The 21,440-nt window shown below is 59.9% G+C and carries 13 protein-coding genes and 5 pseudogenes; 8 read left to right on the top strand and 10 right to left on the bottom strand.

Features of this window, described 5'->3' with window-relative positions:
* Positions 1–359: 359 nt before the first annotated feature.
* Positions 360–1,112 (bottom strand): GNAT family N-acetyltransferase, encoded by a 753-nt coding sequence (locus ACFOYU_RS19185; RefSeq protein ID WP_377034838.1) that lies wholly within the window; start codon positions 1,110–1,112, stop codon positions 360–362.
* 260 nt (positions 1,113–1,372) lie between these two features.
* Positions 1,373–1,876: pseudogene (locus tag ACFOYU_RS19180) on the bottom strand (Tn3 family transposase); the annotation flags it as partial.
* A gap of 88 nt (positions 1,877–1,964) precedes the next feature.
* Here ACFOYU_RS19180 and ACFOYU_RS19175 point away from each other — a divergent pair.
* Positions 1,965–3,066: pseudogene (locus ACFOYU_RS19175) on the top strand (IS3 family transposase).
* A gap of 100 nt (positions 3,067–3,166) precedes the next feature.
* Here the strand turns inward: ACFOYU_RS19175 and ACFOYU_RS19170 are convergent.
* Positions 3,167–3,475: a hypothetical protein gene (locus ACFOYU_RS19170; protein WP_377034837.1), complete on the bottom strand. Its 309-nt coding sequence runs from the start codon at positions 3,473–3,475 to the stop codon at positions 3,167–3,169.
* Between the two features lie 120 nt (positions 3,476–3,595).
* Positions 3,596–4,723: a hypothetical protein gene (locus ACFOYU_RS19165; protein WP_377034836.1), complete on the bottom strand. Its 1,128-nt coding sequence runs from the start codon at positions 4,721–4,723 to the stop codon at positions 3,596–3,598.
* 777 nt (positions 4,724–5,500) lie between these two features.
* On the opposite strand from ACFOYU_RS19165, the pseudogene ACFOYU_RS19160 reads away from it, so the two are divergent.
* A pseudogene (locus tag ACFOYU_RS19160) lies at positions 5,501–5,923 on the top strand (hypothetical protein); the annotation flags it as partial.
* 262 nt (positions 5,924–6,185) lie between these two features.
* Here the strand turns inward: ACFOYU_RS19160 and ACFOYU_RS19155 are convergent.
* From ACFOYU_RS19155 to ACFOYU_RS19140, 4 genes are all read right to left on the bottom strand, one after another.
* Entirely contained in the window at positions 6,186–6,608 is a 423-nt protein-coding gene (locus ACFOYU_RS19155) for a hypothetical protein (protein ID WP_377034854.1), read from the bottom strand.
* A gap of 116 nt (positions 6,609–6,724) precedes the next feature.
* Entirely contained in the window at positions 6,725–7,162 is a 438-nt protein-coding gene (locus ACFOYU_RS19150; protein ID WP_377034835.1) for a VOC family protein, read from the bottom strand.
* A 1,377-nt stretch (positions 7,163–8,539) separates the two neighbouring features.
* Positions 8,540–9,190 carry a DUF5074 domain-containing protein gene (locus ACFOYU_RS19145; RefSeq protein WP_377034834.1) on the bottom strand — a complete coding sequence of 217 codons (651 nt, stop codon included), beginning with the start codon at positions 9,188–9,190 and terminating at the stop codon, positions 8,540–8,542.
* Between the two features lie 9 nt (positions 9,191–9,199).
* A complete protein-coding gene (locus tag ACFOYU_RS19140; protein WP_377034833.1) occupies positions 9,200–10,420 on the bottom strand; it encodes a helix-turn-helix domain-containing protein in 1,221 nt (406 codons plus the stop codon).
* Positions 10,421–10,819: 399 nt separating this feature from the next.
* Between ACFOYU_RS19140 and ACFOYU_RS19135 the strand changes: the two are divergent.
* From ACFOYU_RS19135 to ACFOYU_RS19110, 6 genes and pseudogenes are all read left to right on the top strand, one after another.
* Positions 10,820–11,523: pseudogene (locus ACFOYU_RS19135) on the top strand (DUF899 domain-containing protein).
* Positions 11,524–11,564: 41 nt separating this feature from the next.
* Positions 11,565–12,785, top strand: a complete 1,221-nt coding sequence (locus tag ACFOYU_RS19130; RefSeq protein WP_377034832.1) for an MFS transporter — start codon at positions 11,565–11,567, stop codon at positions 12,783–12,785.
* Between the two features lie 55 nt (positions 12,786–12,840).
* Complete coding sequence (locus ACFOYU_RS19125) at positions 12,841–13,596, top strand: DUF899 family protein (protein ID WP_377034831.1); 756 nt, start codon at positions 12,841–12,843, stop codon at positions 13,594–13,596.
* A gap of 77 nt (positions 13,597–13,673) precedes the next feature.
* Positions 13,674–13,952 (top strand): DUF899 family protein, encoded by a 279-nt coding sequence (locus ACFOYU_RS19120; RefSeq protein WP_377034830.1) that lies wholly within the window; start codon positions 13,674–13,676, stop codon positions 13,950–13,952.
* Complete coding sequence (locus ACFOYU_RS19115; protein WP_377034829.1) at positions 13,945–16,689, top strand: DNA translocase FtsK; 2,745 nt, start codon at positions 13,945–13,947, stop codon at positions 16,687–16,689. Before ACFOYU_RS19120 ends, ACFOYU_RS19115 begins: the two co-directional genes overlap by 8 nt.
* Positions 16,690–17,755: 1,066 nt before the next feature.
* Entirely contained in the window at positions 17,756–18,223 is a 468-nt protein-coding gene (locus ACFOYU_RS19110) for an HU family DNA-binding protein (protein WP_377034828.1), read from the top strand.
* 1,450 nt (positions 18,224–19,673) lie between these two features.
* On the opposite strand, the gene ACFOYU_RS19105 is transcribed toward ACFOYU_RS19110, so the two are convergent.
* Together ACFOYU_RS19105 and ACFOYU_RS19100 are read right to left on the bottom strand one after the other, a co-directional pair.
* Positions 19,674–20,957, bottom strand: a complete 1,284-nt coding sequence (locus ACFOYU_RS19105) for an ArgE/DapE family deacylase (protein WP_377034827.1) — start codon at positions 20,955–20,957, stop codon at positions 19,674–19,676.
* Between the two features lie 170 nt (positions 20,958–21,127).
* Positions 21,128–21,310 (bottom strand): annotated as a pseudogene (locus ACFOYU_RS19100) (DDE-type integrase/transposase/recombinase); the annotation flags it as partial.
* Positions 21,311–21,440 lie beyond the last annotated feature (130 nt).

Raw genomic sequence — 21,440 nt, 5'->3', positions numbered from 1 at the left:
CATTTGATCAATCTTTGATCCATCAGTGGCGTGCGGGCGTGATCTCGATCAGCTTTTTCGGAGGCTTCCGTGCGAGCCCTGCTGGCGCTGATCCCGGACGAGCACTTCATGGCAGTGGTGACAATCAGGAGGGGAGCCGCGCAGCCTGGTGTTTCGGGTGCAGCGGGCGATCCTGGCCGCCGGCCGGCGGTGCTGGAGCGAAGCCAGAGATCGGGGCGGGCGCGGCGCCCTGGCAGCCGCTTATCCGCGGACGCCGATCAGCCTACGGCCGTTTGAGGACGACCCGGTGATCTCCCGCAACAAGTCCAGCCCCTGCACCTTTGCTCAAGCCCTGGCGCATGCGCGCTATCTGGTGCAGTTCAACCATTGTCCTGTGATCTACACTTATGACGAATCCGGCTGGGGAGCGGCTTGATGCGACGCGTGTGCATCGAACCAAGCGCGATCAGAGGCGAGAAAGGGCGAATTCGAGCCCAGATCCGCCCCAGAACCTCAAAACCATGCCGCTGGTAGAGTGGGATGTTCTTAGGGTTTGAGGATTCCAAGTAGGCTGGTGTTCCATCCTCGTCACATCGCCTAAGAGCATGCTTCAATAGGGCCGAGCCGTATCCCTTTCCCTGTTGCGCCGGATCAACCCCGATCAACGGCAGGTACCAGTACGGCTCATTGGGATGGTACTGCCCCATCTGCTCGAACACCGCGAACAGAGTATCCTGGTCCTGCTGCGGGACGGTGCGTTGAAAGTGGGCCATCAGAGCCATTTCGTCAGGCTGCACGCCCGGCGGCAGCCACAACGCGGCGGCTTGGGCATCGCCGATGAAATGGGCTGTGCCGCATTCAAAAGCCCTGTGGCCAAAGATCCGGACAAGATCAGGGAAGTGCTGAAGGTAGTTCTCGGGGGCGGGATAGGTCCAGCGAGCGGCAGGGTCAACGCTGAAGGACAGAACGATCGCGGCAACGAGGCGGGACTGATCGCCGATGCCTGCCGTCTGAACGTCAACTTTCTGAGCATCATCCACGAAGGTGGGACTGTCGGAGGAGCCTCGGTTCACGTCACTCGTCCGACCTTCAGGCGAGAATTGGTTTACAGGGGTGTTTGCCTGGCTTGGCATCAGTCCCTCCATCACGACCGCAGTCAGAGATCAACTGAGACAGACGATATCAAACATACAACGACTATCCGGTGTGCCTGAGCACATGGCCAACCAGAGAAATCTTCGGCCCCCAATCTGCCCCACTTACCATTTCGAGGCGCACGCAAAATGCAGGTGTAGAGATTTGGTACACGCAGATCCGGAACCGCTGGAACCGGCAACGTACGAGCTTCCCGTCCTGGAGTGGGAACAAGAACTGCTCCCAAACACACGCTAAGCTAGAACGAGGAAAGAACCTCCATCTTCGCCGAGTCGGATCTTGCGGCTCGAGCCAAAGGCTGCGGCAGCAGCAAGGGTCGGAAGCCATCGACGAGCGAGGGCTTCTCGCCCCATGCATAGGCGCCAGTGAGATTGATATGCTCCCAGTTTAACGGTGACACGTGCTTGAGCACCTCAGGCGGAATGATGCGCCCCTGCCGACGGAGGTGATTCACGGCGCGCCCGAGATACACCGTGTTCCAGTGAACAATGGCGCTCATGACCAGGTTCAGCCAGGACGCCCGGAGGGCTTGGCTCTCGAACGAGCGGTCACGGATCTCGCCACGGTCATGGAAGATCACGGCCCGTTTCAGCTTTTGAGCTGCCTCGCCCTTGTCGATACCCGCCCGGCAACGCAGCCGGAGTACAGGATCAGAATACCACTCGATCATGAACAGGGTGCGCTCGAGGTGCCCGAGTTCACGTAAGGCACGGGCGAGTTGGCTGGGATTGTGCGAGGCAGCAGGCCGTGATCTGATCCCCCAGAACTGGACCAGTTTGGGTTAGAGTTTTCCGCGGTATTGTTCCTGGCTGGGAAAGGTGCGGAACACGATGAAGGCCTCACGGTTTTCGGACGCCCAGAAGGCGTTCATCCTCAAGCAGGGCGCGGATGGAACGCCTATGGCGGAGATTTGCTGCAGGGCTGGGATCAGCCAGGCGACTTACTTCAACTGGAAGAATAAGTACGATGGGCTGCTGCCATCCGAGATAGAGCGCCTGAAGCAGCTCGAGGACGAGAACGCCCGTCTCAAGAAGATCGTCGCGGATCTGACGCTCGACCGGGAGATGCTGCAGGGCATCATCAAGCGAAAGCTCTAAGGCCTGCTCGTCAGCGCGAGCTCGTGGCCGGGATGTGCCGGGAATGGGCGGTGTCGATCCGCAGGGCCTGCGCGGCTCTCCGGTTTGACCGCTCCACCCACCATTATAGGTCCCGCCGTACCGAGCAGGCCAGTCTCAAGGAGCGCATCGCGATATCGGCCAGACGCGGGTGCACTATGGCTACCGCCGCGTTCACGTTCTGCTGGAGCGTGAGGGCTGGGGCACGAACATCAAGCGCACCTATCGCATCTACCGGGAGCTGGGCATGCAGCTGCGCAACAAGACGCCCAAGCGGCGGGTGAAAGCCAAACTGCGGGATGATCGCCAGGCGGCCGTGAGGCCGAATGAGGTCTGGGCGATGGACTTGGTGCATGACCAGCTGGCGACGGGCAAGAAGATCCGGGTGCTGACGGTGCTCGACACCTTCTCGCGCTACGTGCCGGCGCTGGACCTGCGCTTCAGCTATCGGGGCGAGGACGTGGTTGCCACCCTGGAGCAGGTGTGCGGGCAGATCGGCTATCCCAAGACCATCCGGGTCGATCAGGGATCGGAGTTCGTGTCGCGGGATCTTGAGTTGTGGGCCTATCAGAAGGGCGTAACGCTTGACTTTTCCCGCCCCGGCAAGCCGACCGACAACGCCTTCATCGAGGCGTTCAACGGCCGGTTTCGAGCGGAGTGCCTGAATCAGCACTGGTTCCTGTCCCTTGCAGATGCCCGTGAAGAGCTGGAGGATTGGCGTCGATACTACAACGAGGAAAGGCCACATGGTGCCATCGAGAACAAGCCCCCGATTGTGCTGACGAAATCGGGTGACGCAGCCAGCCCGTCACCCTGATCAAGCAGGGAAAACTCTAACCGCAGGTGGTCCAAACTTCGGGATCGGTTCATCACCGGCCGAGGCTCTGTACGCTACTGGATGAAGCTTCAGTGGCAGGTCAAGGGGTTTCTCGCCCGTGGGGAGGAGCAGCGACGTCGATTCTGGACTGGGTGTAGAAGATCCCGAGCTTGACGCGAGGATGTATGGGATCTGTACCGAATGTGCCGTCCGGGAAGGCGCTTCCGAGATGGATCAAACCTTCCGAGCCCTTGGCCTGAACCGTCTTGTAGGGTTTTCCGGTTCTGACGGTGTAGGTGTGCTGGGTGAAGCTGACGGTCAGCACGTTGATGGCTTCAGACGTGCCATCCTGCGGGTCGCTGACAACCTCAGCTGTGCAGAACTCGAAGTAGCTATCCTGGGCGCCCATGAACTCATCCTTTCGGGGTTTGAACCCAACGGGTCCTCACTTCGGGAGATTCCATCGCGCAAAAAAGAAGCCCTGCGGTTGATGCAGGGCTTCGCAGGGATTGTTAGCGAATAGGACAGCTTAGAACTGGAGCTCAGGTTGATCTGTAGCTTTCCGGGTTGCCCGCTTCCGACGGAGCTGATCGCGTTTCTGTACCGATCCAGGCATGAAGTCCTTAGGCTCCGTCCCCTCGATCTGAATGTAATCCGACTTGATCAGCTGGTGTCGCTTTTTGGCAACCGTGACGTCTTCGATGAAATTCTTAGATAGGTGGACCGTATAGATGATGTCTTCCTTGCGTCTACGGTCGACGCCGTCGTGAACGTCCTCAAGCTCATATCCTAAGATCACGCCTGCCGATTTGAGAGCGTCGATTGCCCCAGTGATTTTTCTGAGTTCATCTCGTTTGCGTGAGCGGGGAGGCAGACCGCAACCTTGATATAGCTGCGAGGCCGTCAAGACTTGGACGTGGGACTCGTGATCACCGTAGAAAACGTTGTGGCTAAGACGTTTGTAGAGCCACCGAGGTACGGGCCCTTTCAGGCTCATGATGGTGTCGTAGTCCAGCTGCATGAACTCAAGGTGCTTGATTGCACTGGTGAGCAGCGCATTGAACTGGACCGACGTTTCGCTGAACTCCCGGCCCCGCTCTCGGAAAGCAAGCTGCGGAAAGGCTGATGCGCTGATAATATTGACGATAGAGCCCGTTTCTGACTTTGGATCGGCGTCGACGCGGGTGATCTCTACAGGGGAGAGGTGGAGAATTTGAAGAGCTTCCTTGACCTCACTCCACGAGTAGCGGTGTCCAGTCCGGGCGAGCTCCTCGCAGATCTCATTGATTGAGAAGGTCATCCAAAGATCTCTTCCGTCCAGTCTTAGACGACCGGATTCTTGGGCAAGGCGGCGAACGACCTCCTCAACCAGTTGCTCCCTTTCACCTGGATACTCTTCAGTCTCCTGTCCTGACCGCCTCAGACGGGCGGGCTTGATCGTCAGACGGTAGGACTTGCCGCAATGCTCGAACTCGCGCTCCACGATCTTGAGGTACTTCCCGGCCTCTCGGTCGGTCGCATTGGTGTAGAACACACCGCGAGGCGCCACATCCCAAAGATCAATCGTGTTCGTACGCTGCGGATCATGGTTCTCGAATTGGAGAACTTGGGTAGGGATGCCGGTGCTGACCGGGGCGACCATAATGTTGGAGGCCATGAATCTCTCTCCATTCTGCGGCAACGCTGATTGAATCGCCCCTTAGAGTCAAAGCACAAAGACAGCGGGAGGCTCGCTTTTCGCCGCTCTTACGTGGTCAAGGGCGCATTTCTTCAAGGTTTTCGGCGCGGGTGATGGAGGTATTCCACGCGGATCTCCGATATCCAGCCGGTCAGCACGTAAGAGTAGGACAGGCTGGTGGCGGAGCTGATTCAAGGTTTTCGACGCGCATCGAGAATCTAGCCGAATCTGTGGAACAGCAACCACCTTCTGGCTCATGGGTGGGGCCGGAAGCGCGCGGAAAACCTCCATAAGGATCCGCGCGGTTTACCTCGTCTGCGGGAAATGCGGGGAAATCCTCCAAGAGAGGCAAATCCTCGGGCGAAGATGGATCCTGAAGGCGGAAGGGGCTCCACCTATGAGATCCGCGCGGAATACCTAGATGCTGCGCGGGCTTTGCCTCTAGGCCAATAGCCGATTCACTGGAGGTATTCCGCGCACATCGAAGCTCCGCGGCAAAAACCTTCACCTGCCGCACTGAACTCCTAGAGGTAACGGGTGAGAGTCCTAGAGCAGGCGCGGCGAAGACCTAGAGCTTCGATCCTAAATATTTGACGATCAGGACCAAAATACAATTGTAGGCGTCCGGATTTGTTTGGCAAAAGGATGCCGGGATATGAGTATTATGCTGATCACAGGACAATTATGCTCTGATAATATTCGTGGCATGTGTCTTTGTGTAGGTGGAGGATCCGATTCACTAGGGCGGCAATACCTATGACCGGGCTCAATCCACTTCTGCTGAAGGCAGTTGCCGCGGCACAAGGAGCTTCGCTCCAGGTCATTCTTGAAGCTGGCATTGCTTCCGGGAGTTGGACTAGAGGAGAGGCTGAGGCCTTTGAAGCAGTATGGCTTGGCACTCCTGATCGGGCACCGCGGGATACCTACCCAAGGCGGCGACCTGTAACCCGGCGAATGCGGCTATCACGGCGGCGCTGCTCCTTCAGCCGGTATGTGCGTCGCTTCAGCATCGATGTGCTCGTCCATCCAGGCCTGAGCACCGGAGCGCTGACAACGCTAGTCTACCTGATATCCCGCTGCGGCCGGAAAAAGCAGCTCACCACCTGCACCTCATGGCTGGCGGACGACCTCGGCGTTAGCTCACGAACTATCCAGAACCACTACCGCCAACTCGAGCAGGCAGGCTTCCTGGTGCGGTCCAGCCCTGACCGCCGGGGGAGGACGACGATCTATCTGACGCCTCTGGTCGAAGTGCGTCCCGTTCAAAACGGCGTTCCTGAAGGTCTTATGGCGCATGAGGATGGTGCGAAAAAAGTTTCGCTCACCAAGGATATCGACTCAAAAGAAGGGGGAGAGAATCTCCCTCAAGGAAAAAGCCCGGAACGCGAAGCGCCCGGGGCTTTGGAAGGGATAGGGAGGAAGAAGGCGCAGTCTACGCCTGTTAAAGCACGTCAGGAAGCGGACGCTTATAGATCTCCCGAAATAAAGCATCCGCTTGGCTCTTCATCTGAAGCGCTTCGGAGCCTGAGAGCTTCCGACAACGGCTATCGAAGAACCCAGTGTCTGTGGAATCCACCTTCGGGCTACCAGAGGCCAGGATGACGAGACGCCAGGCGCAGCCGAGCGGGCGGTTCACCTGAACCGACCTTTTGTAACAATCTGTCAGGCAGAAGGATACGTTTCTCTGCCCCTGGCAATCCTTCTTGTAGGCGTTCGAGAACCATTTCTTGAACTGCTGCTGGCTGCTTTCGCAGAAATCGTTACCGCCTTCGCAGGTCCGAAGGTGGTCATCAATGTTCTGCGCATGGACGGCGTCGGCTGCGCAAGTCAGCAATATGGTGAGGAGGATAGGCAGCAGCCTCATGGTATAACCTATAAGCTGGAGTTTGGCCATTTTTGAGGGCGCTGAGGATCAGTGGCACTGCTCAACCGCCTCGCAGAGGCTGCATGCTTCCCTGCCTGAAACGGTCAAACTCCAGCCTAGCTGAGTTCTTGGGCGAGACCGATGAGAAGCCCTTCCGGCCCACGGATGTAGCAGAGCTGATACGCGTCATTATATTTGACTACTTCGCCTACGAGCTGCGCGCCCCGCGCACGGAGCCTTTCAAGCGTCTCGTCAATGTCGTCCACGGTGAACATGACGCGGAGGTATCCTAGGGAGTTGACTGGGGCGTTCCGGTGATCTGCAACGACAGGCGGCGTGAGGAAGCGGGAGAGCTCGAGCCGGCTGTGGCCGTCCGGAGTACGCATCATGGCAATCTCGACATGCTGGTTGCCGAGTCCGGTGACCCGTCCGGCCCATTCTCCTTCGATCACGGCCCGCCCTTCGAGCTCGAGGCCGAGTTCGCGAAAGAAATCAATCGCCCCTCCGAGCTCTTCAACGACGATTCCTACGTTGTCCATCCGCTTGAGCACCATGTTTCCTACCCCTGATTTGTCGTTCCAAACTACAAGGTGTCGCCTTAGTCTAAATTAGTAAGGCTGAGTTGATCGAGATGGCTGGTGGAGTACACCTCAAGCGGCCGCCTTGCTCCTCGAAATTTCAGAGCCGTTGATCGAGGAACGGCACAAGGAGGGAGAGATCATCGTCGTGAGATCAAGGGGCGGAATATGAATGCCTAGCCTGCCAGTTCGCGCCGGAGGGAATGGTTCCGGGTCTTTCCGATGTCTTGGCCGCTATACCGATGCAAGCCGACTGGATGCGGCTGGAGAGGCTATTGGTACCCGATGATGCGCTGGACGGGAGTTCCCCACTTGAGGCTCTAAGAGCTGGCCGAGTCGAGGACGTAACGGATGTTGCACAGAGCCAAGGAGCCAAGTCGCAGATTGCTTGGTGCTGGCGCAGCGGGGGGCGCTAGCGAACGCGGCGAATTGTATGAGGAAGTGTCTGAGCGTAAACCGTCTCAATATTCACCAGCGGGAAGCGGTAGAGCTCCTGGCACCGGCCGGCACTTGGGAGGCGAAGGAGGACTTGGCAGGCGCGACGTCCGCTCTTCCGTGGCGCATTGACGGCACAGGTCGTGCGATCCGGATGGCAACTTTGAGGCAGTTGGAGCACCGCGGCCTTGTGGCTCTAGCCACGGCGACCATCGCATTACGGAGGCTGGGCTAACGGCTCTTATCAGGCACGCACAAGCTAGCAGGCAACAGCCCGATTAGTATTGAGCGTTAAACAGGCTGTAGCCTGACGGCAGCGTTCATTCATAAAGGGTTCGCTTCCCGAGAGCTTCAGGAGGCACGGCGAATAGAAAACCCTCAATTATGGCCCCGACTGAGGCCTCTATAACAGGGTTTCCGCCAGTAGGGCGTCAGTCTCCGATCATTCATAAGTCCCGTTCAGGGGAACAGACAGTCCACACGGCTTGCTGGTCGTCTTGCTCACGACAGGATCGCCATCCCGGATGAAGCAATCTCGATCGGTTGGCCATCATCAAGAGTACCCGCCAGGGGCGATCGGCGCCTTCCCTGTGTTGGCAGGGGTCGTCATCGCGGAGCGACCAACGAGGCAACTTAAAAGGCTGTGAATAAGAGTGCCCAGAGGGAGCATTCCGAGCTTGGCGTTCGCAGCAGTTCACAACATCATCGATGATGCATAGGGATCAACGATGTTCAGTGAACGCGATCTTAGGTCGATAATTGGTGCTGCACAAACCTTTACGGCAAGCTTTGGATCTCGCAGAACGGTCGCGGCGCTATGCCCCACCGGATCACGAGGGCTTTGAGACTTTTACTACGAATTCCATTAGTGGCAGCCGGCGGGAAGATGCTGGCGACATCCACCGGCTTTTGGTTGCCTCAAGTGGCTGATTCAGTTCGCCTCGGTCTGCGGATCGAGCGCACGATGGGACTGTCTCCACCCCCACAGAAAAAGCGATCGCCACCGTCGCATTCGAGGCCCGAAACCCCGATCCCCTGCGGCAAATCCAGTCGCTCCAGCACTTCACCGGTCGAGGGATCGATGCGACGGACATCGCTTTCGTCGTTCTCCCAGGTGCCATGCCAGAGCTCGCCATCAACCCAGGTGACGCCCGTCACGAAGCGGTCGCTTTCTATCGTGCGTAGAACAGTTCCCGTCTCGGGATCGATCTGATGGATCTTTCGTCCGCTATGTTGCCCGACCCAGAGCGAGCCCTCCGACCAGGCAAGGCCGGAATCGCCGCCATCCCCGGGCGCCGGGATCGTGGCGAGCACCTCGCCGGTCCTTGGATCAATCTTCCGGATCACCGCCTCCGCGATCTGGAATAGGTACTCGCCGTCGAACGCCGTACCCGCATCGGCAGCAACATTCAGCGAGGTCAGCACTTCGCCGCTGTCCGGGTCGAAAGCGTCCAACGTGGTACCAGTCGCCATCCAAACCCGGCGGCCGTCAAAGCTGACCCCATGGACGTTATCCACTCCGGGAAAGGGACCATATTCACGGATGATCTCGGCGACTGTGTGTTTCATACTCTCATCCTAGCCCACAACGCCGACGGCAGGGAGTAACAAGCTCGTCGGGAAACCCGGCACACTCGTTGCGATCCAACGACGTGCGCGACCTTGGCCGAACCACTCCGCCTTGCCGTTCTCCGCAAGGATGTCCAGGGTTCGCTGCACCGTGCGCGGACTGACATTGAGCGCCAGCGCCAGCGCGGAACTGGACCAAGCCTCTCCATCTGCAAGAAGCGCCAGTACTTCGCCATGTTCGTCTTCAACGGGCGGCGCAAGCACTGCGACCTGATCGATTTCATGCGCTTCCAATACGAACCCTCGTTCGGTGGCGTGTATCTCCGCCCAGGATCTGATCGCTTCGCGCAGGCGCCCGATCTCGACCCGCAGTCGAGCGCGATGCGACTCATCTGCTTCCCGCGCGCGAAAGGCCCGGACGAGAAGCTCCTCCCGCGAGGCGTCCTCCGGCCAGGCCTCACCGAGCACACGCATGATCGCGAACAGGACGGGACGACTGTCCAGAGAAGCGATGGCCCTATTGGCGCGTACTACATTCCGGCACGCATCGATGATGAGCGCGTGCGAGGCAAACAGAAGTTCGACTTCTTCGAGCCGAAGCAGCCGTTCTCCATCGCGCGCGACCAGCCGCGCTGCGGGCGCTTCAAACGCCCGCATGGCTCGATCAACTTCGACCATTAATGCAGCGTTTCCGACGCCGAAGGCGGCGATCCTGGCGCGGTCTAGCGCATCCTGCGCAGAACTCGCGCGTATGCGGCGTATTGCAATACCCGCGGCCACCAAATCGTAGCCCACCCGCGATGTCGCCGGTAATGCATCCACATCAAGGCCGCCCAGAACCCGCTCCGCCTCGTCGAGACGACCAATCAGCAGCAAGCCCCGTGCTTCGAGGTAACCGGCATGCGCGGCGTTCGCGAGGTCTCCAAACGCCTCCAGTGTCGCTCTGGCGGCGCCAAGTCGCTCCATGGACCGGCCAAGATCGCGTGACACCAGCGCGATCTCGGCCTCGGCGAGGCTGCATCGGGCGCGGGCTATAGGCTCCTTATCGCCGAAAGCGCGCGCTGCGTTTCCTAGCATTTCCTTTGCGCGAGCGAGGTCGCCGAACTGCGCCATGGCGATGCCACGCAAGGCAAGCGCCAGAGCGTCGTCGCGCAAGGCGATGTGCTTGAGCGCTGAAAGCGTATCGCCCGCCGCGAGCGCTCGCGCCGCAGCGGCAATCAGAGGGTCCATGTGTTTCCCGTCACACTTGTTACTCACGTTCTCCAGCCCTTCAGCCGTACATCTTCCCAGGTTTTCGCCCGAGAATCAAAGGCAAGGCTCAACTGGAAGTTCGAAGATGATGACATCCATAATAGCAAGAGAACGCTCTCCCGATACCCAGCAGTCTCGCGATGCCGCGAGCTGGCTCGGTCTGGCAGCTTCGCCATGCTTCGCGTTGATGGCCTGGGTCTCGGAGAATGACATGCAAAGCATGGTGTGCGCATCGGGCTCCGGCATTCTACCCATCGGCGGCATGGCTTTCATGTATCTGCTAATGAGCTTTCTCCACCTGCCGCCATGGCTGAAGCTCGCGCCCGCCCACTCGCGACAACCCACGCAACCAACACCTGAAGGTCGAGGAGACTGACCATGCATCCGATCATCGTTTCACGCGAAGGCTGGCTCACCGCGCGCAAAGCACTTCTGGCCAAGGAGCTTGAGATGACTCGTGCGCTCGACGCCTTGCGTGTCGAGCGCCGGCAACTGCCTTGGATGAGGATTGAGAAGGGTTATGTCTTCGATGGTTCAGACGGCAAGTGCACCTTGCTCGACCTGTTCCGCGATCGCAGCCAGCTCACCATCTATCACTTCATGCTTACGCCGGGCTCGGATCATATCTGCCGAGGCTGCTCCTATACGATGGACCACGTCGACGCGGCGCGGCAGCATTTCGAACAGGCGGACCTGGCCTTCGCTGCGATATCCCGCGCGCCGATCGCGCGGATCGAGCAGGTGAAAGCCCGATGGGCTGGACGTTTCCCTGGGTCTCTTCCGGAGACGGAGACTTCAACTACGACTTCGGCGTGTCCTTCACCGAGGTAGATCGTGCCGCCGGCCGCGCGCTCTACAACTACGACAAGATCAGAATCCAGAAATCTTCGGACATGTTCGGCGTCAGCGTCTTCGTCCAAGCCGACGGCGACATCTTCCACACCTACTCGACCTACCATCGCGGCACCGAACTGCTGATGGGCGCCTTCAATTGGCTTGACCTTACGCCCAGAGGTCGCAACGAGACCGGCGGCATCATGAGTTGGGTTCGTCTTCATGACGAGTACCCGCAATCAGACTAGCCGCGCGGGGCGACTCGCTGCGATACCAAGATTAGGAGGATATGATGTCCGCAACCGTTTCAAAAAGAAGCTCTTGGCCGATCTCGACCTGGCTGTCCGTCGTCTCGCTCACCTTCGGCAGCTTTGCACTGATCAGCAGCCAACTGCTGCCGATGGCAGTTCTCACACCTATGGCCACAGATCTTGGCATTACCGAAGGCGGCGCCGGTCAGGCAGTGACCCTTACAGCGTTGTTTGCCGGGATCGCAGCGCCTACGGTCGCGCTCATCGTCGGGTGCCTGGATCGCAAGCTGATCAATCTCGCCCTCTGTGCCCTGGTGGTTGCTTCCAACATCGCTGTCGCATTCACATCAGATTACTTCGTGCTGCTGGCCGCTCGTATGCTCCTGGGTATCGCCATTGGCGGCTTCTTCGCCTTGGCCGGGGCTACTGTTGTCCGACTCGTCACGATGGAGGACATGGGAAAGGGAATGTCGATCGTCTTCATGGGACTATCGGCGGGACTCGTTATCGCTCCAGCGCTTGCCACCCTGATCGGAGAAGCATTCGGCTGGCGCACAGCGTTCATGGCTGCTGCCACCTGCGGCCTGATCGCATTGCTTTTGCAAGCTGTCTGCTTGCCGCGTGTGCCGGCGACAAGCGCAACGAGTCTTTCGACCCTGTTCGGCTTGCTGAAACGGCGACCTGTACGGGTGGGATTGGTGGTCGGATTGCTGTTCTTCGGAGGCGAAGTAAGCGGCTTCACCTTCATGCGGCTCTATCTTGAAACCAATGGCGGGCTCGGTGCGACGTCCATCGCTCCTGTCCTATTGGTGCTCGGTCTCGCCAGTTCGCTCGGGAGCGCAGTCGCCGGTGTGTTCGCAGACCGTGCGCTACGCGAAGGATTTGGCGCCACATTCCTGATTCTGGCGATTGCCACGGTAGGCTTATTGGCGTTCAGCAACGTCTACGTTGCGATCTTCGTCTTTGCTGCTGCTTGGGGCGTCGCCATAGGCGCCGGACCAGTAATGACACAGACGTGGATGGGGCGCGCCGCGCCCGACCAGCTCGAGGGTGTGGGTGGCCTTTTTCTTGCCGTTATTCAGCTCGGCGTCGCTCTGGGCGCGATCACTGGCGGCATCGCTGTAGACGTGATTGGAACAAGCGCTCCGCTCTACGTGACCGCGACCTGTGCCGTTCTGGCGGCCATGCTGGTTGCAACTCAACAGGCCCCCGGAGCGGATTCACAGACGGCCACTTCGGCATTGGCCCTCGCCGAGTAAATGGCGGTGTCGAGACATAATCTCGAGTGCCGTTTCCAAACAACAGGAGACCATCATGGCTCGCGACAGGGTAGTTTTACCAGCACCTGAGATCGTCGATCGAGCGACGTTCCAAGCTGATGTGGATGCGTTGCGCGTTCGCGAGAAGGCGCACACCAGGGAGGGTGATGCAATCGCGGCTGCGCGCCGGCGACTCCCGATGGTGAAGGTCGATGGCGCCACCTCGCTCATCGGCGAGAGCGGGTCAGCCACGTTGTTGGACGCATTCGAAGGACGCCGAATGCTCATCGCCTACTACTACATGTGGTTTGATGGCCGGCCGGCGGCCGAGCAATGCGAGGGGTGCACCTTCTTCACGGCGCAGGTGCGCGAGCTCTCCCATATTCACTCCCGCGACGTCACCTACGCCACCTTCTGCCAGGGATCGTATGAGGAGAGCGCCAAATACCGCGACTTCATGGGCTGGAAGATGCCCTGGTACTCGGTACCGGAAGCATCGCTTGAGACGCTCCTCTCCGGGCGCCGGCTGCGGATGATGTATCTGATCTGCTATCTGAGGCAGGGATCGGAAGTTTTCGAGACCTACTGGACGACCCGCCGCGGCGTAGAGGCGATGGACAATAGTTACCGACTGCTCGACCTCACCATCTATGGTCGGCAGGAGGATTTTGAGGACTCGCCCGACGGTTGGCCGCAGCACTGGGGCGAAACCAACCATCCGTTTCGGCGAGACGGCCGACCAATCTCGCAATGGCCCCGCCTGGAGGCGGGGCATACCGACGATTTGGGAGCGGACAACGGCCGAGATTGAGCCTGCAACACGCGCGGTAGCTAACAGTCACACGACATACCGAATCGAACTCACCCTAATCTGGAGGATCAAGAATCGTGACCACATCATCCGAAGATGTCCAACGAAGCGAATTGCGCGGCATGAAGACTCCGGCGGTCGTGACGGCCGAGGAGTGGAAGGCCCCATGGGAGAAGCTGCACGTCAAGGAGAAGGCCCACTCGCGGGCTCGCGACGCCCTGGCCGCCGAACGCCGGCGAATGCCCTGGTTGGCGGACGTGAAGGACTATGCCTTTGAGGGCGCTCCTAACCGGGTGTTTACCAGGGGCACCCACAGTGCGGAGCATAAGCCCACACCTTTGATTCAGCTTGTTTGAGATCATGTCATCGACACAAAGGCCGCCGTTTTGCCCGCCCCCGCTCCCCGGCACCGACGAGGATTATCCTACCCCGCGCAGGACCAACATCGTTCCCTTGCGGCATCCTAGAACCGAGGCAGGACCCACCTCGGACCAGGACGACAGCGAGCCGACCTGGCGCAAGGCGTTTGTCCTGGATGACGGCACCCGGACCACACGAACACCGAACCGGATCATGCGCCCGCACGACAGGCATGACGACAAGCCTTCTACTGGTGTGGCCCTCCAGCTGCCGATTCGATCCCCCGAGAATAATCCTACTGACGTTACAATACACGAGACAGCCTCGTCCGTAGAGGCCGTTGAGACTGCTGCCAGGAGGCAGATCGCGGAGTTGCGGTTGAAGTTCGCTTCTGCCACCCCGGATATCGATGAGCGACTCACGGCTCTTGCCCTGAAGGAAGCCGCCCTGTCTGGCCGGGGAACCACGATCACCGCGGAGGACAGCCCACAGGGCTTCCGCCCGACGGATATAGCCCTTGCCGATCAGGATGAGCATCCAACGATCATCGGTGAGGGTAATGATGACGAGGATGCCTCCCAAGGATTCACGGTGAAAGCTTCGATCGTTACCTTCGCCTGGTCGCCGATGAGTCACCTGACTGCATGTGTAACCTTATCGACCCCCCTGACCTCCGTCCCGGCGCTCTCCGGAGCGGAAGATGAGATCGAGCATGCAGCTAGGGAGTTCACTGAGCAAGATGAGGGTGAGGACGTCCAGCCGGCCGCCATGGCCTCTGAAATGGTCAGAGATGCCGGTGAGCCGCCTACGACGATGTCCGGAGTGGCTGAGGACAACACCGATGAGGCGGCTGAAACTACCGCGGCGCCTGTTCTCCTTCGGTCTGAGGAGCAGGACACTCGTGACGATGTCGATCTCAGCTATGTCGCACTCTATGAGGAGTTCCTGCCAGCTGCTTGCCAGGGCGGTACGGTGGGGCCGTCTCGGGCGGGCCACACAGCCGAGGCCTCGAAGCAGTCTATCGCCACCGCAGCATGGGCACCTGGTCTAGTGGAGCATGCGCCCACGACTGGGGGCGAGACAGCCGAACGGAGTGCGATTGCTCGCTTGGACGTCCCGCTTCCCATAAACACAAGAGTCGTCGACCTCCCCAAGCTCGCTCCCTCGACGTGGGGATACCCCGCCGCCCCTGCGGCTTCGCAAGCCTGGTCGTACCTGAAGCCCGAAATCGCGTTCCTGGCGGAGCCGCCGGCACGCGAAGGACCGGAATTGACTGAGGACATTCTGGAGGAGACGGCCGGCCAGCTTGAGAAGGTGATCCGCGACTTCGGCGTGAAGGGCGAGGTGATCCATGTTCACCCCGGCCCGGTAGTGACGCTCTACGAGTTCGAGCCCGCTCCCGGCGTCAAGTCCTCCCGCGTGATCGCTCTGAGCGAAGACATCGCCCGCTCGATGAGCGCCGTGTCTGCCCGCGTGGCGGTGATTTCCGGCCGCAACGCCATCGGGATCGAGCTGCCGAACGACGTCCGCGAAACGGTCTACCTGCGCGAACTGCTCTCCTGCGGGGAGTTCGAGACCTCGAAGCAGAAGCTGCCGCTCTGCCTCGGCAAGACCATCGGGGGCGCGCCGGTGATCGCGGACCTCGCCCGCATGCCGCATCTGCTCATGGCCGGCACCACCGGCTCCGGCAAGTCGGTCGCCATCAACACCATGATCCTGTCGTTGCTCTACCGGTTCACCCCGGAGGAGTGTCGCCTGATCATGGTGGACCCGAAGATGCTGGAACTCTCGGTCTATGACGGCATCCCGCACCTGCTGACGCCGGTCGTTACCGACCCGAAGAAGGCGATCACTGCTCTGCGTTGGGCGGTTCGGGAAATGGAGGACCGCTACAAGAAGATGGCCAAGCTGGGCGTGCGCAACATCGATGGCTTCAACGCCCGTGTCGTCGAAGCCCGCGAGAAGGCTGAAGTGATCACCCGCTCCGTCCAGGTTGGCTTTGACAAGGAAACCGGGCAGCCCATCTACACCGACGAGGCCATGGACCTGACGCCACTGCCCTACATCGTGGTGATCGTTGATGAGATGGCGGATCTAATGATGGTGGCCGGCAAGGAGATTGAAGGTGCGATCCAGCGTCTGGCCCAGATGGCCCGTGCCGCCGGCATTCACGTGATCCTGGCGACGCAGCGCCCAAGCGTCGACGTGATCACCGGCACGATCAAGGCCAACTTCCCGACACGAATCTCCTTCCAGGTCACCTCAAAAATCGACTCGCGCACGATCCTTGGCGAGATGGGCGCCGAGCAGCTCCTAGGACAGGGCGACATGCTCCACATGGTTGGGGGAGGGCGCATCGAGCGTGTGCACGGGCCGTTCTGCTCTGATGGTGAGGTCGAGCGGGTGGTGATGCATCTCAAGCGTCAGGCAAAACCGGTCTACCTTGAAGCCGTTACAGCTGACGAAGATGGAGAGGATGATACTGAGGAAACCCCCGTGTTCGACGACGGAGAGATGGGTCTTGGCTCGGGTGATCTCTACGACCAGGCGGTTTCGATCGTGCTCCGCCACCAGAAGGCCTCGACCTCATACATCCAGCGCCGGCTGCAGATCGGCTATAACCGCGCAGCCTCCATCATGGAGCGGATGGAGAAGGAGGGTGTGGTCGGCCCGGCCAACCATGCCGGCAAACGTGAGATCCTCATCGGAATGGGTGAGACGGACGAGGACTGACGTTGGCACCACAACCGGACTGGCACACGCAAACGAGCGTCGTCTCAACCTCTAGCAGCTGGGGCAGCCCGCCGGCCCCATCTTTTCCTCACACCTGGCCCCGGGAGCACCTATTGCTTCCGGGGACGTTGCTTTCAGGCGCGTTCCCGCTCACCGCGAAGAGGGGCGGAAGTTTGCATAGATATAGAAGCGGCCGCGGCTCATGATCAGGCGGCCTGCTTCCATTGTCCCGCGTGGCAAGGACGGCCGCTACTGCCGCCTTTTTATGATTCACCACGACTGCGGTGCCTTAGGATATTGCTACCGACAGGTTGATTTGCTCCAGGCCCGCCTTTTCAGATCAGAAACCTTGGGATTACTGAGCCGGATGCAGACTTCCGCCCGATTCAGATGGTGTTGAATCCGTATAGCATCTGGCTCTGCGCTCAGAATGGCGAGGCCGACTTCCTCGGATGACGCTCGATTGACGACCTTGAAGGATTTCGAAGACTTCCTGCGCGAGCAGGGCATGAACATGGCTCTGGGATCCTGGAAAAGCTTAGGGAACGGATCGCGCCACGCGAACAATCCGGCCCGCACGGCGCATCACCGGCAAGAAGATGACACCCGAGCTGGCCCTGCGGATCACAGAGCTCAACCAGACCACAGACATGACCCAGCAGGAGATCGAATGTTAGCTGGGGGGCGGGGGCAACGAGGTGCTCAAGCGCGGCAAGTGGCTTCAGGACGCCCTGGCCTCTGAAGAAATTAACTCGCGGGATCGGGCTAAAGCGTGCATGATAAGGGTCAAACCGGAAATGGCTCAGCAAGCCAGCCCAGGGCTGTCGCCGCTCCGGGTAAGGTCCCGAGCCAGCCGAAGCAGCAGACACGAGGCTCGGCGCAACTGTCGATCGAGGACTTCCTCAACGCGACGACCGGCTGATGCGTCCAGGACCATTATCGTCCCGTGACTATATCCGCCTCCGAATGCTGTGGAAACGGCGGCTGCCGGATCCGAAATCCACAGCTGAAATCCTATGCAGATGCTACTGTCCGATGAGCCCGTGGCGATTGAGGGATTTTCCAGATGGCGAAGTCGGCGACTAAGACCACCACCAAGACAGCCTCGGCTCGCAAGGCTGCGACGACTAAATCTGCGGCGTCTAAGGCTGCTGCGGTCGCCAAGAAGCCTGTGAAAGCGGCTTCAGCCAAGTCCGCCACAAAGGCTGCGCCCAAGGCCGCAGCAAAGTCCGCCAAGGCCTCTGCCGCGGCAGCAAGCCCGATCCTGACTTTGCGCAACATTGCCGAGCGTCTGTCCGAGGCACATGAGCTGCCGAAGCGTCAGGCCAATGAGATGCTGACCCAGATGGTGGAGATGATTACCAAGAGCCTGAAGAAGGGCGAGAAGATCCGCCTGGCCGGGCTTGGTATTCTGCAGGTCCGCAAGCGGGCCGCTCGTACAGGCCGCAATCCCCAGACCGGCGAGCCGATCAAGATCAAGGCCTCAAAGAAGATCGCCTTCCGGCCCGCCAAGGAACTCAAGGAAGCCATCTAAGCCGCGCTGTAGCGCTCTGCGTCGCGATGCGACCTGCGATCAGTTCAATCGCTCGGCCGCTCCTTACCGGCTGTCTGCTCGTCCGGTAAGGAGCGGCGCCTAATTCGGAGCTTGAATTCCGGCGAGGAGCATCGTCGTCGACCTGCTCCTCCATCCGCGCTTTTCCCGCAAGAGTTCTCTGGGTTACAGCCCCTGTCCGTTTAAAAGAGCCCAAAGGATCGGATGTGCGATCCCGGATGACAACTCACGGGGTTGAGGGCAGGGGACAGTCATGCCCCGGACCAGGACCACACACGCCCGTATGATGCACCCGGCTTGCCCCAAGGGAGTGCGTTCGATCGAAGAGGGGCTCGCGGCTCCGATCCAGGCCGCGTGTCAACTCTTGAACAAGCCAGCGCTTGGCGCGTCGGCGGGAGGACCGTTTCATCACTACCTCCGCGTGGTCCAGAGCATTCAGCGGCGTGGTGAGATCGAAGTGTTGATCTCGACCAGGTTGCCGGTGATCGGATCGAGAATGGTCATCGGGAATCCTCCTACCTGAGCAGACGAAGAACGCCGCATGCCAGGATTGGATCAGGTTCGCGTGTGATTGTGGTTAAGCGACACTTACTGTGTTGGCGTACCCAGATCCCCGAAGCAAGCCCGAGGCAGTGCATCCGTGCCACGTCTGCTTTGGAGATGAGCGCTGATCCCTGAGCCCGATCAACATGAGTATGGTCGCCGCGGGATCGTTAACAGATCGCTAACACCACCCCGAGCAGTGACCATCTATGCTCCCACGTGTTTGTAAACCCCCTGGTAACTCGCGATAAAGCGGAGAGCGAGGTAGCCGAACATCGCTCTCCGCCGCGAGACCGAGCGCCAAGAGGCCTTTCTGGAGCAACTCTGCGCCGTACCTCGGCTCCGGGCGAGGCTTCGCTGAGGATATCTTTCACCCGTTCGACAGCCTGGCTCTGTGCCTGGAGACCGCCATGCTGCTGCTGAAAGCGCAGCAGCACATCCTGTGGCCCGCCGAACTGTAGGACCTAAACCGGCCCCAACCCGAGACCACCGAGCCTCTCACGCAGGAGTGAGATGTCCGCGGGAGCTTCGGTCCGGGCCTCCACGGCCACGCCTCCGGCAAAGTCGTTCCCCATCTTGAGGTCGGGATTGTAGGCAAGCCCCAGTGAGGCGAGATTAATCATCCCGGAGATGATGAGACCTAAATAGCGGGCCCACATGAAAGGGATTGCGTTCTTCTCGCCTCATCGCACGTCCCGAGCTCAGGCCTTCCGAGTTTGGGCCGAGGTGGCCGGAATCGCGAGTGCCTGATCCGACGCTCCTAAAGGGGTAGACCTGTCTTAAATCGTTAAGTTGACGATGCCGTCAAAGGCCCGGAGTGCAACTAGCAGCGGGAGCTGTCGGTCCCCCCTGAGCGGCCCAGCCCGCACAGCGAAGGAGGGCGGGCCTACTATGCCGGCTCAACTCCACACCACTCGGCGATGAACAGCGCCATTGCCGTGGTGATACGCTTGATAGAGGATATACTAGCACGCTCGTCGAACCCATGGATATTCTGCGAGATCGGCCCATAGCATAGGGCCGGAATCTTGTCGTAGAGCGCGTAGACACGAGCATCGAGATAACCCGCCGTCATAAAGCTCTCCAGACGGGAGCCTGTCGCGCTCCGATGTGCGGACGCCAGAACGGCCTCGGCGTCCGAGCCGGGATCGAGTTCGTAGCCTTCTGTGTGAAAGCCGTTAAAGGTCACCTGAGGCGGGCTATTGGCAAAGTAGGCATCGGACCGGGCAAAGGCCGTGATCCGCTCCTGAATCTCGCGGGCGGCTTCTTCCGCCGAAGTGCCCGGATAGATGGCGATCCGGCAGTCGAGGCGGCACCAGCACGGCACCGACGATGCCCAGTCTCCACCTTCGATTTTACCGATATTCAGGTTGATGGGGTGAGATTCGTTCTCGAAATTCGGTCGTCCGATCTTGCGCGCGTTCCAGTCGGCCTCAAGACGGCGCAGCTCAGCGATCACCCGGTAGGCCGCGTCGATTGCATTGGCCCCCGCGCCCATCTCGCGTACATGGACCGGATAGCCGCGGACCTCGACTTGGAACCAAAGGACGCCAACATTGGCGCGCACGAGCTTCTCGTCCTCCGGCTCCGGAATAAGGGCGGCATCGGCCGTATAGCCGCGCAGATGCGTCATCAATGCGCCGTTACCCGTTGACTCCTCCTCCACGACCGATTGGATATAGACAGTCGCAGCCGGCTGAAATCCGATCCTGCGCAGAGCGTCCATCGCGAATATGTTGGCCGCATGCCCCACCTTCATGTCGGCGCCGCCACGGCCGTAGAGCCAATCGCCCTCAATCACTGGATCGAAGGGAGCATGGGACCACATGTCGACCGGTCCGGTCGGGACGACGTCGACATGGGCCTGAAGTATCAGCGAGCGACCCCTCTCCTCGCGCGGCCGATGAATGCCGACGACGATCGGCGCGATCGAGTGCTCACTCGACCACGGGGAGCCTCCCGGGTGGCTTTCGATCGCCTGACGGTCCATTTCGAAACGGTCCATGGCGTAGCCACGGTCGGCGAGCGCCCTAAAAACGAAGTCTTGTATGGTATGCTCCGCGCCTCGTGTCGACGGGAAGCGGATCAGCGCCTGGGAAAAGGCGATCTGCGCGTCGAAGCCCTGCTCGACGGAGATAATGATGTCATCGCGCAGCTGTGGGTCGAGAGGCATGGAGCGATTCTTTGACGAGGAGGGCAAAACCCAGGCAAGGTACGGGAGCGAGTATTTGGAACCCGCCTATTCTGTGTCAAGTTATGAATTGGGTTCTGTTACAACTCTCGAGCTGAGACAGTAGGATAGAAGCGAGCCTCCCACGACAGTCATGCAGCGAGCCACTCGAACTACTCAGCGAGTGAGGGGTGCCGATTGCCGGCGTACTTCGCTTGTCCTTTGCGCATCATGTGCACTATTTCCATGCCGCTCAGGATCGCGCGAGCGGTGTTCATTGACCTGGACCCGAGTATCGGCCGGACCCGTCTTTTGACTGCACGATGATCCTGTTCGATCCGATTGTTGAGGTGCTTCGGTTGGCCGGCCCCCACGAGGTGGTCCGAGGTTAATATTAGTGCATTATCGGTCGTGGCGCTACGGCTGGGGTGGCCGGCGGCGTTGGCCGGGGTTGTGCAGCCGGCCGTAGCACCGTCTCCGGGGCGG

It is taken from the genome of Microvirga sp. GCM10011540 (genome assembly GCF_042650665.1).
Taxonomy (GTDB): Bacteria; Pseudomonadota; Alphaproteobacteria; order Rhizobiales; family Beijerinckiaceae; genus Microvirga; species Microvirga lenta.
This window is presented reverse-complemented; position numbering and strand designations above follow the sequence as displayed.

Bases quoted from the DNA above. Each gene is read 5' to 3' on its own strand.
- ACFOYU_RS19185 (WP_377034838.1), bottom strand. From the start codon at position 1,112: ATGCCAAGCCAGGCAAACACCCCTGTAAACCAATTCTCGCCTGAAGGT.
- ACFOYU_RS19170 (WP_377034837.1), bottom strand. From the start codon at position 3,475: ATGGGCGCCCAGGATAGCTACTTCGAGTTCTGCACAGCTGAGGTTGTC.
- ACFOYU_RS19165 (WP_377034836.1), bottom strand. From the start codon at position 4,723: ATGGCCTCCAACATTATGGTCGCCCCGGTCAGCACCGGCATCCCTACC.
- ACFOYU_RS19155 (WP_377034854.1), bottom strand. From the start codon at position 6,608: ATGAGGCTGCTGCCTATCCTCCTCACCATATTGCTGACTTGCGCAGCC.
- ACFOYU_RS19150 (WP_377034835.1), bottom strand. From the start codon at position 7,162: ATGGTGCTCAAGCGGATGGACAACGTAGGAATCGTCGTTGAAGAGCTC.
- ACFOYU_RS19145 (WP_377034834.1), bottom strand. From the start codon at position 9,190: ATGAAACACACAGTCGCCGAGATCATCCGTGAATATGGTCCCTTTCCC.
- ACFOYU_RS19140 (WP_377034833.1), bottom strand. From the start codon at position 10,420: ATGGACCCTCTGATTGCCGCTGCGGCGCGAGCGCTCGCGGCGGGCGAT.
- ACFOYU_RS19130 (WP_377034832.1), top strand. From the start codon at position 11,565: ATGATGTCCGCAACCGTTTCAAAAAGAAGCTCTTGGCCGATCTCGACC.
- ACFOYU_RS19125 (WP_377034831.1), top strand. From the start codon at position 12,841: ATGGCTCGCGACAGGGTAGTTTTACCAGCACCTGAGATCGTCGATCGA.
- ACFOYU_RS19110 (WP_377034828.1), top strand. From the start codon at position 17,756: ATGGCGAAGTCGGCGACTAAGACCACCACCAAGACAGCCTCGGCTCGC.
- ACFOYU_RS19105 (WP_377034827.1), bottom strand. From the start codon at position 20,957: ATGCCTCTCGACCCACAGCTGCGCGATGACATCATTATCTCCGTCGAG.